The 14616-nt window shown below is 58.0% G+C and carries 13 protein-coding genes; 10 read left to right on the top strand and 3 right to left on the bottom strand.

Annotated elements, in window-relative coordinates:
* The first annotated feature begins 76 nt into the window (after nucleotides 1–76).
* Nucleotides 77–808, top strand: a complete 732-nt coding sequence (locus ABXH05_RS12135) for a DJ-1/PfpI family protein (protein WP_348140490.1) — start codon at nucleotides 77–79, stop codon at nucleotides 806–808.
* A 76-nt stretch (nucleotides 809–884) separates the two neighbouring features.
* Nucleotides 885–1739, top strand: a complete 855-nt coding sequence (locus tag ABXH05_RS12140) for an alpha/beta fold hydrolase (RefSeq protein WP_353561237.1) — start codon at nucleotides 885–887, stop codon at nucleotides 1737–1739.
* Between the two features lie 93 nt (nucleotides 1740–1832).
* Here the strand turns inward: ABXH05_RS12140 and uvrA are convergent, their stop codons facing one another.
* Together uvrA and ABXH05_RS12150 are read right to left on the bottom strand one after the other, a co-directional pair.
* Complete coding sequence (uvrA, locus tag ABXH05_RS12145; protein WP_353561238.1) at nucleotides 1833–4919, bottom strand: excinuclease ABC subunit UvrA; 3087 nt, start codon at nucleotides 4917–4919, stop codon at nucleotides 1833–1835.
* A complete protein-coding gene (locus tag ABXH05_RS12150) occupies nucleotides 4916–5443 on the bottom strand; it encodes a GNAT family N-acetyltransferase (protein WP_353561239.1) in 528 nt (175 codons plus the stop codon). Before ABXH05_RS12150 ends, uvrA begins: the two co-directional genes overlap by 4 nt.
* 317 nt (nucleotides 5444–5760) lie before the next feature.
* Here ABXH05_RS12150 and ABXH05_RS12155 point away from each other — a divergent pair, with 317 nt between their 5' ends.
* The 3 genes from ABXH05_RS12155 to ABXH05_RS12165 are packed head-to-tail and all read left to right on the top strand — an operon-like array spanning nucleotide 5761 to nucleotide 8084.
* A complete protein-coding gene (locus ABXH05_RS12155) occupies nucleotides 5761–6258 on the top strand; it encodes a single-stranded DNA-binding protein (RefSeq protein WP_353561240.1) in 498 nt (165 codons plus the stop codon).
* A 39-nt stretch (nucleotides 6259–6297) separates the two neighbouring features.
* The gene (locus ABXH05_RS12160; protein WP_353561241.1) at nucleotides 6298–7608 is read left to right on the top strand and encodes an SDR family oxidoreductase; all 1311 of its coding nucleotides are present in this window, start codon (nucleotides 6298–6300) and stop codon (nucleotides 7606–7608) included.
* Nucleotides 7605–8084: a DUF2269 family protein gene (locus ABXH05_RS12165; RefSeq protein ID WP_353561242.1), complete on the top strand. Its 480-nt coding sequence runs from the start codon at nucleotides 7605–7607 to the stop codon at nucleotides 8082–8084. The genes ABXH05_RS12160 and ABXH05_RS12165 overlap by 4 nt, the downstream gene beginning before the upstream one ends.
* A 27-nt stretch (nucleotides 8085–8111) precedes the next feature.
* Here ABXH05_RS12165 and ABXH05_RS12170 read toward each other — a convergent pair whose 3' ends face one another.
* Nucleotides 8112–8645 carry a TetR family transcriptional regulator gene (locus ABXH05_RS12170; RefSeq protein ID WP_353561243.1) on the bottom strand — a complete coding sequence of 178 codons (534 nt, stop codon included), beginning with the start codon at nucleotides 8643–8645 and terminating at the stop codon, nucleotides 8112–8114.
* A gap of 143 nt (nucleotides 8646–8788) precedes the next feature.
* Between ABXH05_RS12170 and ABXH05_RS12175 the strand changes: the two genes are divergently transcribed.
* The 5 genes from ABXH05_RS12175 (at nucleotide 8789) to ABXH05_RS12195 (ending at nucleotide 14599) form a co-directional block, all read left to right on the top strand.
* Nucleotides 8789–9655: a protein phosphatase 2C domain-containing protein gene (locus ABXH05_RS12175; protein ID WP_353561244.1), complete on the top strand. Its 867-nt coding sequence runs from the start codon at nucleotides 8789–8791 to the stop codon at nucleotides 9653–9655.
* Nucleotides 9656–10100: 445 nt separating this feature from the next.
* Entirely contained in the window at nucleotides 10101–12830 is a 2730-nt protein-coding gene (gyrA, locus tag ABXH05_RS12180; protein ID WP_502947745.1) for a DNA gyrase subunit A, read from the top strand.
* Nucleotides 12831–12915: 85 nt separating this feature from the next.
* Complete coding sequence (gene coaD, locus ABXH05_RS12185) at nucleotides 12916–13440, top strand: pantetheine-phosphate adenylyltransferase (RefSeq protein WP_348140472.1); 525 nt, start codon at nucleotides 12916–12918, stop codon at nucleotides 13438–13440.
* A 52-nt stretch (nucleotides 13441–13492) separates the two neighbouring features.
* Nucleotides 13493–14092 carry a peptidylprolyl isomerase gene (locus ABXH05_RS12190; RefSeq protein ID WP_353562394.1) on the top strand — a complete coding sequence of 200 codons (600 nt, stop codon included), beginning with the start codon at nucleotides 13493–13495 and terminating at the stop codon, nucleotides 14090–14092.
* A gap of 39 nt (nucleotides 14093–14131) precedes the next feature.
* Nucleotides 14132–14599, top strand: a complete 468-nt coding sequence (locus ABXH05_RS12195) for a peptidylprolyl isomerase (protein WP_348140468.1) — start codon at nucleotides 14132–14134, stop codon at nucleotides 14597–14599.
* The last annotated feature ends 17 nt before the right edge of the window (nucleotides 14600–14616 follow it).

A 14616-nucleotide genomic window follows, 5' to 3' on the forward strand; every position in this document is an offset into this window, starting at 1 on the left:
AAGGGGCATTTGTCATTTCAGCCTTTCCCACATCGCGCCATGATCTCTCAGCAACACATGTAAACGGAGCACCCCCATGTCAGACGCCGCTACAGATCTCGCCCCAGCCCCGATCAAGATCGGTTTCCTCATGTACCCGATGGTGACGGCGCTCGATGCATTGGGACCGGCACAAATTCTGTCAGCGGTACCCGGTGCTCAGATGCATTACATATGGAAAGAGAAGACCCCGGTTGCTTCTGACTCCGGCTACACCATCAATCCAACCCACGACTTTGATGACTGCCCACAGCTGGACGTCATCTGCGTGCCAGGCGGCTTTGGCCAGGTGGACATCATGAACGATGAGGCCGTTCTTGGGTTCCTGCGTACGCAGGGCCAGAACGCCAAATATGTGACTGCGGTCTGCACGGGGTCATTGCTTCTGGGCGCTGCCGGATTGCTGGACGGCTATGAAGCCAGCTGCCACTGGGCCTGGCACGAGCAGCTCTCGCTGGTGGGCGCAACGCCGAAGCACGGGCGTGTTGTCCGCGACCGCAACCGGATGACCGGCGGTGGCGTGACTGCCGGCATCGACTTTGGTTTGACACTTGCTGCCGAGCTCGCCGGTGAGGACGTGGCAAAGCTGCTGCAGCTTTCCTTCGAGTATGATCCTCAACCGCCATTTGTCGGCGGGCACCCCACCAAAGCTGAACCCGCAACTCTTGAACTCTCCAAGGCCTTTATGGCGGACGGTGTCGCATCCATGGCTGAGGCTGCAAAGCAGGCACAGGCCAATAAAGACAAGGCACGCGCTGCGGCGGAGTAACACTTACCTCTGGCATAATTGAGGGGTAGGGCCTCTCAAAAGAGGCTTCCGGTCACACATGGACCGGGAGCCTTTTATGTCTGACACCAAGTATTTTACTGCCGACAATCTGAAGCTTGCCTACACGGTTTCAGGGGAAGGTCCGCCGCTTGTCCTTATTCACGGCTGGCCGTTTCACAAAGCCAACTTTCGTCATCTGATCCCGCTGCTTTCGAAGTCCTACACCTGCTATGCGCTGGACTCTGCGGGCATGGGGGAGAGCGAATGGACCAAAGACTCGGATCTGGGCTTCCATGCGCATGTGGATCGCACCATGGCGTTTGCGGATCATCTCGGACTGACTGACTATGCGGTCCTAGGGCATGACACGGGCGGAACCATTGCCCGGCTTCTGGCCGTCAAAGACTACAAACGGGTGACCACGATCACAGCGATTGATACGGAAATTCCCTTTCAGTTTCCGCCAACGGTGACGCTATTGCAGAAGCTGCATCGCAATCCGCTGACGAGGCTCATCCTCAAGGCCGCCTTATCGTCCGAGACATTTGTAAAGTCCGGCAGCGGCTATGGCGGGTTCTTCGCCGACGCATCGCACTTCACGGATGACTTCATGCAGCTGTTTGTTCACTCATGGCACCGTACGCGCCATGCCTATGACGGGTTGATGGCCTATCTGTGCGCTGTGGACCCGGCCGTTGTGGATACGCTGGATCAGGTACATGCGGATACGAAGGTCCCCATGCTGTTCATCTGGGGAAAGCGTGATCCGATTTTCCCGGTGAAGTATGCGCGGGAGATGGTAGCGAAAATTCCCGGCGATGCGCGGCTGGTTGAAATCGACAAGGCGCGGTTCCTGCCGCATGAAGAACAGCCCGAAGCAGTTGCCGAGGCGGTGTTGGCATTTCTCAAAACAAGCGACGTCGCGGCCTGATGCTGGATCCCCCGGTCAAGCCGGGGGATGGCGATGGATTGATGGACCAAATATCAACACCACGCGATTGTCCGGTTTAACCGGACAATCCATCTAGCGGCTTGTGACTTTCGCCCTCGTCTTGGTGCGCGCCTTTGACTTGGTCTTGGCTTTTGCCTTTGTCTTCGCTTTAGGCGCGACCTTCTTTGCCGCCGTCTTCCGTTTTGGCGCAGGCGCGGGCTCCTCAGCCGGCGCTTTTCGCATGGGACGGCGCGAGGCTGCCGCAGATGCTCTGGCCAACTCGGTTTTCTTTTTGCGCTCTTCCGACTTGGGCGATGCCTTGCGGCTCTTCTTCAGCAGCGGCTTGAGATAGTCGCCAGTGTAGCTGCGCGGTTCAGCGGCAACATCTTCGGGCGTGCCTTGCGCCACAACCTCGCCACCTCCATCACCACCCTCGGGACCAATGTCGATGATCCAGTCAGCGGTCTTGATGACTTCAAGATTGTGCTCAATCACAACAACCGTATTGCCCTGGTCCACCAGCTCATGCAGCACATCGAGCAGCTTTGCCACGTCATGGAAATGCAAACCGGTGGTCGGCTCATCCAGAATGTACAGCGTGCGGCCCGTGGCCCGCTTGGACAACTCCTTTGACAGCTTCACCCGCTGGGCTTCACCGCCAGAAAGCGTCGTCGCCTGCTGACCAATCTTGATGTAGCCAAGGCCAACCTGTTTGAGGGTTTCAAGTTTGTCGCGCACGGCGGGTACGGCCTTGAAGAAGGTCGCTCCATCCTCAACCGTCATAGCCAATACATCCGCGATGGACTTGTCGCGGAACTTCACTTCCAGGGTTTCGCGGTTGTAGCGCTCGCCATGGCAGACATCGCATTGCACATAGACATCTGCGAGGAAGTGCATCTCGATCTTGAGGACGCCGTCACCCTGGCAGGCTTCGCAGCGGCCACCTTTGACGTTGAAGGAGAAACGGCCCGGGGTGTAGCCGCGCGTTTTGGCTTCCGGCAGACCGGCAAACCATTCACGGATCGGCGTAAAGGCACCTGTGTATGTTGCAGGGTTGGAGCGCGGTGTGCGTCCGATGGGCGACTGATCAATGTCGATGACCTTGTCGAGGAACTCGATGCCCTCAATCTTGTCATGGGCACCGGGCTGCGCGCGGGCATTCATCAGGCGGCGTGACAGGGCAGGGTAAAGCGTATCCACCAGCAACGACGACTTTCCGGAACCGGAAACGCCGGTCACGCAGACGAAAGCCCCAAGCGGGAAGTCGGCATCCACATCCTTGAGGTTGTTTTCCCGCGCGCCCTTGATGGTGAGCTTGCGACCATCAACCGGACGACGTTCGTGTGGCAGTTCGATCTGCCGCATGCCGACGAGGTACTGGCCGGTCAGACTCTCGCCTGACTGCATGACCTGCTTGGGCGTGCCCGCGGCCACCACCGTTCCGCCATGGACGCCGGCACCGGGGCCCATATCGACCACATAATCCGCATCCATGATGGCTTCTTCGTCGTGCTCCACGACAATAACCGTATTGCCGATGTCACGCAGACGCTTGAGGGTTTCAAGCAATCGGGTGTTGTCGCGCTGATGCAGACCAATGGACGGTTCGTCCAGCACGTACAGAACGCCGGTGAGGCCGGAGCCGATTTGTGAGGCAAGACGAATGCGCTGGCTTTCGCCACCCGACAGCGTACCCGAGCCGCGCGACAGGGTAAGGTAATCAAGGCCGACATCTACAAGAAAGCGAAGCCGCTCGCGGATTTCCTTCAGGATACGCCCGGCAATTTCGTTCTGCTTTTTGGTGAAGCTCTTGTCCACGGTGGAAAACCACTCATGGGCTTCGCGGATGGAAAAGTCGGCGACTTCGCTGATGTGAAGTTTTGCAATCTTGACCGCGAGGGCTTCGGGCTTAAGACGATTACCGCCACAGGACTCACACGGATGGGCCGACTGGAAGCGGGCCAGTTCTTCGCGCATCCAGGCTGAATCCGTTTCGCGCCATCGGCGCTGAATGTTGCCAACGACACCTTCAAACGTCTTCTTGGTCTTGTAAGAGCGGATGCCGTCGTCGTAGTGAAACTCAACTTCTTCCTTGCCGGTGCCAAATAGAATGGCATTGCGCAGTGTCTCGGACAGATCGCTCCACGCTTCGTTCATGGATCCACCATAGTGATCCACCATCGCCTGCAATGTCTGGGTGTAATAGGGCGACGTGGTGCCCGTCTTGGCCCACGGCGCAACCGCACCCTGACGCAGGCTCAAGGAAGGTTCCGGCACCACCAGATCAGGCTCGAATTGCAGCTCCGTGCCCAGGCCATCACAGGATGGACATGCCCCGAATGGATTGTTGAACGAGAACAGGCGCGGTTCGATTTCTTCAATCGTGAAGCCAGATACCGGGCAGGCGAATTTTTCTGAGAAGATGAGCTGACGGGGATTGCCGTCGTCGTCTTTTTCGTCGGCGAACTCGGCAATGGCGATGCCTTCAGCCAGCCGCAGCGCAGTCTCCATACTGTCTGCCAGGCGGCCTGATATGTCCTTGCGGACGACAAGCCGATCCACGACGACTTCAATGTCGTGTTTCTTCTTCTTGTCGAGCTTGGGAACATCTTCAAGCTCGTAGAATTCACCATCAACCTTCACACGCTGGAAACCGCGCTTGAGCAGGTCCGCGAACTCCTTGCGGTATTCGCCCTTGCGGCCACGGATCATCGGGGCGAGCAGGAACAGCCGCGTGCCTTCCTCGAGGGCCAGCACCCGGTCCACCATCTGGCTGACGGTCTGGCTTTCGATGGGCAGACCTGTAGCCGGTGAATAGGGAATGCCAACACGCGCAAACAGCAGACGCATGTAATCATAGATTTCGGTGACAGTGCCGACGGTGGATCGCGGGTTGCGGGACGTCGTCTTCTGTTCAATTGAAATGGCCGGTGACAGACCTTCGATGTAGTCGACGTCCGGCTTTTCCATCATCTGCAGGAACTGCCGTGCATAGGCAGACAAGCTCTCTACGTAGCGGCGCTGGCCTTCCGCATAGATGGTATCAAAAGCCAGAGATGACTTGCCGGAGCCGGACAGGCCCGTGATGACGACCAGCTTGTCGCGCGGCAGTTCAACATCGACACCTTTGAGATTGTGTTCGCGGGCGCCTTTAACGGTGATGTTGCGAAGTCCGGTCAAGAGGTCACATCCTGTGATTGGCTTTTGTAAAGAGACCGCGTCAGACGAAAACGAAGATGCGGTTTGTCGTAGTAGGTGCCCTGGCCATCCGGGCGCATGCCGAGGCGCAAGGCAACCTGAATAGAGGCTTCATTTGCAGCGCGGATGACTGCGTAGATAGGGTCAATGTTCCGCGTATCAAATCCATAAGACAGCAGCCGCGCTGCCGCTTCTGTGGCGTATCCGTGGCCGCGGCCTGTTTCAAGAAAATGCCAGCCGATCTCGATCAGACCGCTGTCTTCAAGCGGCTGCAAGATCACCTGTCCCAGTAGCGCTTCCGTATCTTTTGGAAACACCGCCCAGTAGCCCATGCCGTTGGGTGCGTCTTCGAAAAACGCCTCAGAGGCAAAATACCCAGCCTGCGCTTCAGCCGTGTAAGGCTCGTCGCGCCACCAATAGACCTCTGGATCCGTCGTTATGCGGCAAAAGGCATCGACTGTGGCTGGTTCCAGACCATAGGGCACCAGCCGCAAACGGTCCGACATCAGCAAAGGCAGGCCGTGCGGGCTGCTAATTGTGTTGGAGCTTTGGGACATGGAGGCGCTGAAACTCTGGATGAAACCGTTGGTTTTGGATGTGGCGGAGGCGGTGGGCCGCGCAGTGTGCTTAGACTGCTGGCTCAAGTCGATTCGGCATGCTAAGAACATAGCAAGAACATATCGATTTGTTGTGGATTAAATCCGCGGCGATGGGGCAGGCCGCGTGATTATCGGCTACCTTTCGCGCAACTCAATAACCTGGCACGTCACCGGCACCTTCCGGCAGGCACCCAGGACGACCATTCCAAGGAAAGGCCCGCACCATGGCAGGCAGTGTCAATAAAGTTATCCTCATCGGCAATCTGGGCGCAGACCCTGAAGTGCGGCATACGCAGGACGGCAAACCGATCGTCAATCTGCGCATCGCGACATCAGAAAGCTGGCGCGACCGAAATTCCGGTGAGCGCCGCGAGCGCACGGAATGGCATCGCGTCGTGATCTTCTCGGAAGGCCTGGCGAAGATTGCTGAGCAATATCTGAAGAAGGGCTCGAAGGTATATCTCGAAGGCCAGCTCCAGACGCGCAAATGGCAGGACCAGTCCGGTCAGGACCGCTATTCAACTGAAGTGGTGCTGCAGGGCTTCAACTCGACGCTCACCATGCTTGATGGCCGTGGCGACAGCGGCGGCATGGGTGCCGGCTCCGGTGGGGGCATGGGTGCATCAGGCGGCGGTGGTGGCGGTGGCCGTCCGGCAGCTGCGGCAGCTGGCGGCGGTGATGATTTCGGCGGCGGCGACTTCGACGACGAAGTGCCGTTCTAGCGCTCAGCTCCCTTTCGCACCCACGCAGGTGACTTCCTCATGAAAGTCGGACTAATCGGCGCGCATGGCTTTATTGGCAGCCATGTTGCGCGCCGGTTTGTTCGGGCTGGTCACGAGGTCACTGGATTTGGCCGCGACCTTGATCTGGGGCGCCGACTTGTCCCGACTGTCGAGTGGCGGCCCTGCGATCTCAATACTGATACGGATCCGCAGATTTGGGCAGACCGCTTGGAAGGTTGCGATGTGCTCGTCAACTGCGCAGGCGTTCTTCAAAAGACATCCAGAGATGATCCTGCCGCCATTCATGGCGCAGCGACTTGTGCGCTCTTTGACGGTGCTCTCAAAGCAGGCGTCCGGCGCATCATCCATGTTTCGGCACTTGGTGCAGACGATGATGTGGATACCGAGTATTCCAGGTCGAAGCGCGTTGCCGACAAATACCTGGCCGAGCTCGACACGGACTGGATCATTCTCAAGCCATCGCTTGTGGTCGCCCGCGAGTGTTATGGCGGCACGGCCATGGTCCGTATGCTGGCAGGGCTGCCTGGTCTGGTCGTGATCCCCGAACAGGCGAACATCGTGTTTCAGCCTGTCGCCATGGATGACCTGACCGACGGCATCCTCAGACTGTCTGACGCCAACGCACCCTCACGCCTGACGCTGGCGGTGACCGGCCCCGCGATTCAGGACCTTGCCGACATCGTGCAGACCATCCGCGCATGGCTGGGGTTTGGGCCTGCTCGTATTCTGGCTGTTCCCGGGTGGGCCATGCGGCCGGCCATCTTGGCAGCGGACCTGCTTGGCTATCTGGGGGTCGAGACGGCATTGCGGTCCACTTCATTCAAGCAGACTGAAAAGCCCAACACGGCAAATCATGTTCCCTTTGAAGAGGCGACCCGTCTCAAGGTCCAGCCCATCGGGACGGCGCTTGCACATGATCCAGCCTCCCGCGCGGACCGGCGCGATGCACGATTAGCTGCACCGCTGATTGCACTGCGTGTGTTGCTGGCGTTCTTCTGGATTGCGACAGGCATAGTCACGCTGGCAGGCATCACGCACGCGGCCCAGGCCGACGCAGCCCTTGCACTGACCGCACTGGTTGGCAGCACGGCAACACTTGCAGCGATCATTGCCACGTCATGTCTTGATGTGATGCTTGGCGTCTGGTTGATCACCGCGCGGGATCTGTGGCGGCCCTGCGCAGCGCAGATACTGCTGAGCCTTGGCTATATTGGCGGCCTGACGTTGCTGGCCCCGGACATGTGGGCTGATCCGCTCGGGCCGCTTTTGAAGGTTCTGCCGATCATTGGCGCTACACTTGTTCTCGCTGCGTCAGGAGCGCGGCGATGATGGATGCGTTTCTGGTCTGGAAGTGGATACATATCCTCAGCGCGGCTGTGCTGTTTGGAACCGGGCTGGGCATCGCCTTTTTCATGTTCATGGCGCATCGCACCGGCAGCCCAATTGTCATTGCCAGGGTCGGACGCATTGTCGTTGTTGCGGATTTTCTTTTCACGGCAACCGCAGTCGTGGTGCAGCCGGTTAGCGGCATCGCACTCGCTGTGCTAGCGGGCTACAGCCTGCTGGATGAGTGGCTCCTCGCGACCTATGCCCTTTATGCACTTATCGGATGTTGCTGGCTGCCGGTTGTCTGGATCCAATGGAAGATGCAGAAGCTGGCGCAACACGCGGCGGACACCAATGCTGATCTACCAGCGCAATACCACCAGCTGTTTGCATGGTGGTTCTGGCTTGGCTGGCCGGCTTTCGCCTCGGTCATGGCTATCTATGTACTGATGCTCGTTCGTCCGGCGCAGGTCTTCTAGGCCGGCCCTGAAGCGGTCAATGAAAACTCAGTTGATGCCCGTCGCATCTTTTATGGCGTCGGTCATTCCGACACTCTTGAGCAACAACACCCCCTCTATTGTCAGCAGCAATCCGGCAGCTTCTGATCTTCGTTTCTTGGGAGACGTGCTTTTGAGCTGAGCGTGGCCCCATTCCAGAAACCGCTCTCCAAGCTGCTGACCGATCGCGCGATAGAATGCGGCTCCGTGGGCCGCAAGCGCTGATATCTCTAGCCACATGCGCATATAGGGCCACAGATCGTCTTCCAGCGCCGCCTTCAACAGGGCTGGCTGCAGTTTTTCCAGCGGCATGGGGTGTGGTGCTGCCCGGTCTCTGAGAATGATCTCCAGGCGGTCGCCAATCACGCCCAGCGTTGCGGTGATGATCTCGTTCTTGTCCTTGAAGTAGTAGAGCAGCATGCGGTCGCTGGTTTCAGCCGCGTCCGCCAAGGCGCGCAGACTTGAGGCAGAGAGCCCGTCTGACAGGACATGGTCCGCGAGACGCTCCAGTATTGCAGACCGGCGATCATCGGATTTGGCCACGGACTATCCTGTTGCAGGGAGCGAAGAGATTGCTGACATAGCGGATATGACGGGAATTGCCGCGCTTGTGTCAATTTGTCTGCGTATCATCAAAAGAGATACCCAAATCTGCAGTCCCGATAGATTTCCAAAAGGCGGCTTCCATGACCATTGATGTGCTCGACACCATTCATGACCCCGGCAAGATCGGCGGTGCCAACGACGACAATCTGGGTCACTCCGGCGATTACGCATGGGTGTTTGATGGGGCTACGGGACTGGTGGAGGAGCAACTCACCGGAACTGCGAGCGATGCTGCCTGGCTTTCACAGGCAGGCACCGACGCGCTGCAGGCACGCGCGCCAAGCCATCGCGGGCCTCTTGCGGGTCTTGTTGATGAAGTCATTGACGATGTGACGCGGCGCTTTGAAGCTGAAGCTCATCGGCAGCCACAGGAACGCTATGAACGCCCTACAGCGTCGCTCATTCTCGTCAGGCAGGTTGGCGGCGTTCTGGAATGCCTCAATTTCGGTGACTGCAAGATCCTCCTGCGCGACGGCACCGGGACATTCCAGACATTCGGGAGCAGCGAGGAAAGCGAGGCATATGAAAACCACCTCGCCACGCGTTTTTCCGAGCAACGTAAAGAGCAGGGTGAAACCGGCGAACCAAACCAGCACCGCAGTTCAATCCTTGAACGCCTGCGCAAGGTTCGCAACCGCCACAATGTGTCGGGCGGGTACTGGGTGTTTGCGCTGGATGCAGGGGCAGCAGAGCATGCGCGGACAGCGACTTTTGAATTTGAAGCGCCAGCTGTGGCCCTCCTGATGACGGATGGGTTTGAGGCGCTGGCAGGGGACTACGGGCGCTACACGGAAGAAGAGCTGCTCGATGCCGCCCTTGAGAAGGGCCTGACCGCCCTGAAGGATGAGCTACGGCACATTGAGAGGGAACTTGACCCTGAAGCGCACCAGTTTCCGCGCTTCAAACAGTCCGACGATGCAACTGCCATGCTGGTCAAAATCGGCTGAGTCTCAGCGTGTGGTGCAGATTTTGAAACGGCTTTGTCCGGCATCAATGTAGCGAACAAGACTTGGCAAAATCGACGCCATTTATGACAACAAAATCAATGAGTTATGAAGCCCTCCTTGATGCCCGTGTGAGCTTCACGCCGGTTTGCTGCTGACCGCGCCGGGTGGTAGTTTCCCGGGTGCGTTTTCGACGCGATTCCGCACAGTGTTGAAAGTCCAAATGCGCTGCTTTTGAGCCTGCGCAATGCGGGCTTTTTGGCCAAACGATGAAACAACAGAAGCAAGCCGCTCAGTGTCAGATATCGACGACAACGAACCCGTAGAAGATCCCGTAGCAACCAAAAGCTCCAGTGATGGCGCTGGAGGAGAACCACCTGCCGGTGGCTCTGATGGACCTTCCGACGGCCCCGGTGAAGGCATAGGCCGCATCTCAATCGAAGATGAGATGCGCAGTTCCTATCTCGACTATGCCATGAGCGTGATCGTGTCGCGTGCGCTGCCTGATGCCCGCGATGGCCTCAAGCCTGTGCATCGTCGCATCCTGTTTTCGATGAATGAGAACGGGTACGACTGGAACAAGCCGTACCGTAAGTCAGCGCGTGTCGTCGGTGATGTGATCGGTAAATATCACCCCCACGGTGACCAATCGATCTATGACGCGCTGGTGCGTATGGCGCAGGACTTTTCCCTGCGTCTGCCTCTGCTGGACGGACAGGGCAACTTTGGCTCTGTCGATGGCGATCCACCGGCCGCCATGCGTTACACCGAAGTGCGTATGGGCAAGCCGGCCCACGCGCTGTTGGAAGATATCGACAAGGACACGGTCGATTTCCAGAACAACTACGATGACAGCGAGCGCGAACCTGTTGTCCTGCCTGCGCGCTTTCCAAACCTGCTGGTCAATGGTGCGGGCGGCATTGCTGTCGGCATGGCGACGAACATTCCGCCACACAACCTTGGCGAAGTTGTTGATGCCTGCATCGCGTCACTTGATACGCCGACAATCGGCATTGATGAACTGATGCAGATCGTGCCGGGGCCGGACTTTCCGACTGGCGGCATGATCCTTGGCCGCTCTGGCATCAACACGGCCTATCGTGATGGACGCGGTTCTGTCGTCATGCGCGGCAAAGTTCATATTGAACAAACCCGCGGTGACCGCGAAGCCATCATCATCACCGAGATCCCCTACCAGGTGAACAAGTCATCGATGGTGGAGAAGATTGCCGAACTGGTGCGCGAGAAGCGCGTGGAAGGCATTTCTGATCTGCGCGACGAAAGTGACCGCGACGGTATGCGCGTTGTGGTGGAGCTGAAGCGGGATGCGGTCTCGGACGTTGTCCTGAACCAGCTCTATCGCTTCTCTCAGCTGCAGACGTCATTTGGCTGCAACATGATCGCGCTCAATGGTGGTCGGCCGGAAGTGCTGACCCTCAAGGGGTTTATTGATGCGTTTCTGGCGTTCCGCGAAGAGGTTGTTACCCGTCGCACCAAGTTTGAACTCAACAAGGCCCGTGACCGCGCTCACGTGCTGGTTGGCCTGGCCATTGCCGTTGCCAACATTGATGAAGTCATTCGTCTGATCCGCAGTGCGCCTGATCCTGCGACCGCGCGCCGGCAGCTGATGGAGCGCGACTGGCCCGCCGCTGATGTGGCACCGCTGGTGCAGCTGATTGCCGATCCGCGTCACGTGCTGACCGATGGCAATACGCTGCGCATGAGCGAGGAGCAGGCCCGTGCGATCCTTGACCTGCGTCTGCAACGCCTCACGGCCCTTGGCCGCGACGAAGTCGGCGATGAGCTCAAAGGTCTTGGCGAGAAGATCGAGGACTACCTCGAAACACTGCGGTCGAAGGAAAAACTCTCCGGTATCATCCGCGACGAGCTGCAGGCTGTCCGCGATGAGTTTGCCACGCCGCGCCGGACTGAAATCATGGAGTCACTGGGTGACTTCGAAGATGAAGACCTGATCCAGCGTGAAGAGATGGTCGTGACCGTTTCTCATGGCGGCTACATCAAGCGCGTGCCGCTGGATACCTATCGAGCGCAGCGCCGGGGCGGCAAAGGCCGCTCAGGCATGGCGACCAAGGACGAAGATTTCGTCAGCAGCATTTTTGTTGCCAACACGCATACGCCCATCCTGTTCTTCTCCTCCGAGGGCATGGTCTATCGTCTGAAGGTCTGGCGTTTACCCGCCGGCTCGCCGCAGTCTCGTGGCAAGGCGATGGTCAATCTGCTGCCGCTGAAAGAAGGCGAGCGCATTACGACCGTCATGCCGATGCCTGAGGATGAAGAAAGCTGGGGCGACCAGCAGCTGATGTTTGCCACCCGCAAGGGCAATGTGCGGCGTAATCAGTTATCTGATTTCGTCCGCATCAATGTCAGCGGCAAGATTGCCATGAAGCTGGATGATCCCGAAGACGGCATTCTCGGCGTGGCCATCTGCGCGGAAGATGAAGACGTTCTGCTGACGACCGCCAAGGGCAGGGCGATCCGCTTCCCGGCAACCGATGTGCGTGTGTTCACCGGACGCACGTCCACTGGTGTACGCGGTATCCGGCTTGACGACGACGACGACGTGATTGCCATGGCCATGCTGCATCATTCAGGTGCAACACCAGCTGAGGCGCGAGCCTATCTGAAGCAGGCGAAAGTCATGCGTGCGGCTGTGGACGATGACGCACCGGCAGAAGAGACTGAAGAGGCTGCTGACGATACTGGCGATGACGTTACGCTTTCGCCTGAGCGGTACGCGGAACTTGGCGCGCGCGAGCAGTTTGTGCTTGCTGTTTCGGTCAACGGCTTTGGCAAACGCACGTCCTCATTTGAGTACCGGACGTCAGGTCGCGGCGGCAAAGGCATCATTGCCATGACGGTGACGCCGCGTAACGGCAAGCTGGTGGCGGTGTTCCCTGTGGATGAAGCTGACCAGATCATGCTGGTAACGGATGCCGGACAGCTCATCCGCTGCCCGGTCAATGATGTGCGTGTGGCGGGACGGGCCACCCAGGGTGTCACCATCTTCCGCACGGCTGATGAAGAGAGCGTGGTGTCTGTTTCTCACATTGCAGACGCTTCAAACGAAGATGAAGACGAAACAGCCGGTAACAATGATGACGGATCGTCAGGTAATGACGACACGCCAACCCTCGACGAACCGGGTTCTGACGGCTAAAACGACGATCAAATCCGGGCTGCAAGCGTGGAAATGCCGCAACGCGGTTCACTAGGACAACAAATAAAAACGGGAGCCGGCCGGAATGATGAAACGGACGGGGCTGTATCCGGGGACTTTTGACCCGATTACCAATGGCCACCTAGACATCATTAACCGTGGACTGAAGATGGTTGACCATCTCGTCATCGGTGTTGCCATCAACCGCGACAAGGGGCCTTTGTTTGCTCTTGAGGACCGCGTGGCAATGGTTGAGGAAGAGGTCGGGAAGCTCATCGAAGCCTCTGACAGCAAGACGACGGTCAAAGTTCAACCATTTGAATCCCTCCTGATGCATTTCGCTGAGGAAATCGGCGCACAAATGATCATCCGTGGACTGCGTGCCGTGTCAGACTTTGAATATGAATTCCAGATGGCCGGCATGAATGAACGCCTTAATCCGGACATAGAGACAGTGTTCCTGATGGCAGAAGCGCAGCATCAGGCTGTTGCCTCGCGGCTTGTAAAAGAGATTGCCCGGCTAGGTGGTGACATTTCACATTTCACCACCCCAATGGTTCAGGATCGTTTGCTGACCCGTTTTGCCGAACTCAAACAGGCCGCATCCTGATCTGGCGCCACATCGGCACAAGACACTTTTGGGAGAGTTTCACCTTATGCGTATGTCATTGACCCGAACCTGGCTTTCAGCGCTGGCACTGGTTGCTATTGCTGCGATCGCGTTCAACAAACCCGCCATGGCGCAGGCCCCCTTCGAGGATGATACATCCAACATTCTTGTGCTTGAACTGAGCACCGGCACTGTTGAAATCATGATGCGGCCAGATCTTGCGCCGCTCCATGTCGAACGTATCAAGAAGCTGGCCCGCGAGAAGTTCTATGACGGCATCATCTTTCATCGGGTGATCGACGGTTTCATGGCACAGACCGGCGACCCTGCCGGCACCGGAGCCGGTGGCTCCACGTATCCTGACCTGCCTGCTGAGTTCACGGAAACAAAATTCCGTCGCGGTACCATTGGTGCAGCCCGCACGGCAGACCCGAACAGTGCCAACAGCCAGTTCTTCATCATGTTCAATCTGGCTCGCCACATGAACAATCCACGTAACCCGTCCGGCTTCTACACCGTATGGGGTGAAGTCATTTCCGGCATGGATGCTGTGGACGACCTGCCGAAGGGCGAACCACCTGCGAGCCCTGGCAAAATCATCACTGCACGGATTAAATCCGACCTTGCGCCTGCAGCTCCTGCGGCGCCCTGAAACTAAACGACACGATCTCACAACAGAAAAGAGAGAGCGATGACAGACGCCTCGCCTGAAGACACCCTGATCCTGACACTGAAAACAGGTGACGTAAAAATCGCCCTGCGGCCGGACCTTGCACCAAACCATGTTGCCCGCATCAAGGAACTGGTACGTGATGGCTTTTACAATCAGATTGTCTTCCACCGTGTGATTGACAACTTCATGGCGCAGACCGGCGATCCCACCGGAACCGGCATGGGTGGCTCCGGCAAGAACCTTGCTGCCGAGTTCTCGAATGAAGCTCACGTGCGGGGCACATGCTCCATGGCACGTGCTGCAGATCCCGACAGTGCCGACAGCCAGTTCTTCATCTGCTTCCAGGAATCCTCCTGGCTTGATGGCCAATACACAGTCTGGGGTCAGGTCGTTGACGGCATGGATCATGTAGATGCCATTGCCAAGGGCGAGCCACCGGCAACCCCTGACAAGATCGAGAAGGCCGTCATTGCCGCAGACGCCTGATCCGGCAACCGGGGCAA

Origin of the sequence: Pyruvatibacter sp. HU-CL02332 (genome assembly GCF_040362765.1) — a bacterium.
GTDB lineage: Bacteria > Pseudomonadota > Alphaproteobacteria > CGMCC-115125 > CGMCC-115125 > Pyruvatibacter.

What these genes read in the sequence shown, in the direction of transcription:
- ABXH05_RS12135 (WP_348140490.1), top strand. Translation starts at nt 77, where the DNA reads ATGTCAGACGCCGCTACAGATCTCGCCCCAGCCCCGATCAAGATCGGT.
- ABXH05_RS12140 (WP_353561237.1), top strand. Translation starts at nt 885, where the DNA reads ATGTCTGACACCAAGTATTTTACTGCCGACAATCTGAAGCTTGCCTAC.
- ABXH05_RS12150 (WP_353561239.1), bottom strand. Translation starts at nt 5,443, where the DNA reads ATGTCGGACCGTTTGCGGCTGGTGCCCTATGGTCTGGAACCAGCCACA.
- ABXH05_RS12155 (WP_353561240.1), top strand. Translation starts at nt 5,761, where the DNA reads ATGGCAGGCAGTGTCAATAAAGTTATCCTCATCGGCAATCTGGGCGCA.
- ABXH05_RS12160 (WP_353561241.1), top strand. Translation starts at nt 6,298, where the DNA reads ATGAAAGTCGGACTAATCGGCGCGCATGGCTTTATTGGCAGCCATGTT.
- ABXH05_RS12165 (WP_353561242.1), top strand. Translation starts at nt 7,605, where the DNA reads ATGATGGATGCGTTTCTGGTCTGGAAGTGGATACATATCCTCAGCGCG.
- ABXH05_RS12175 (WP_353561244.1), top strand. Translation starts at nt 8,789, where the DNA reads ATGACCATTGATGTGCTCGACACCATTCATGACCCCGGCAAGATCGGC.
- gyrA (WP_502947745.1), top strand. Translation starts at nt 10,101, where the DNA reads ATGCGCAGTTCCTATCTCGACTATGCCATGAGCGTGATCGTGTCGCGT.
- coaD (WP_348140472.1), top strand. Translation starts at nt 12,916, where the DNA reads ATGATGAAACGGACGGGGCTGTATCCGGGGACTTTTGACCCGATTACC.
- ABXH05_RS12190 (WP_353562394.1), top strand. Translation starts at nt 13,493, where the DNA reads ATGTCATTGACCCGAACCTGGCTTTCAGCGCTGGCACTGGTTGCTATT.
- ABXH05_RS12195 (WP_348140468.1), top strand. Translation starts at nt 14,132, where the DNA reads ATGACAGACGCCTCGCCTGAAGACACCCTGATCCTGACACTGAAAACA.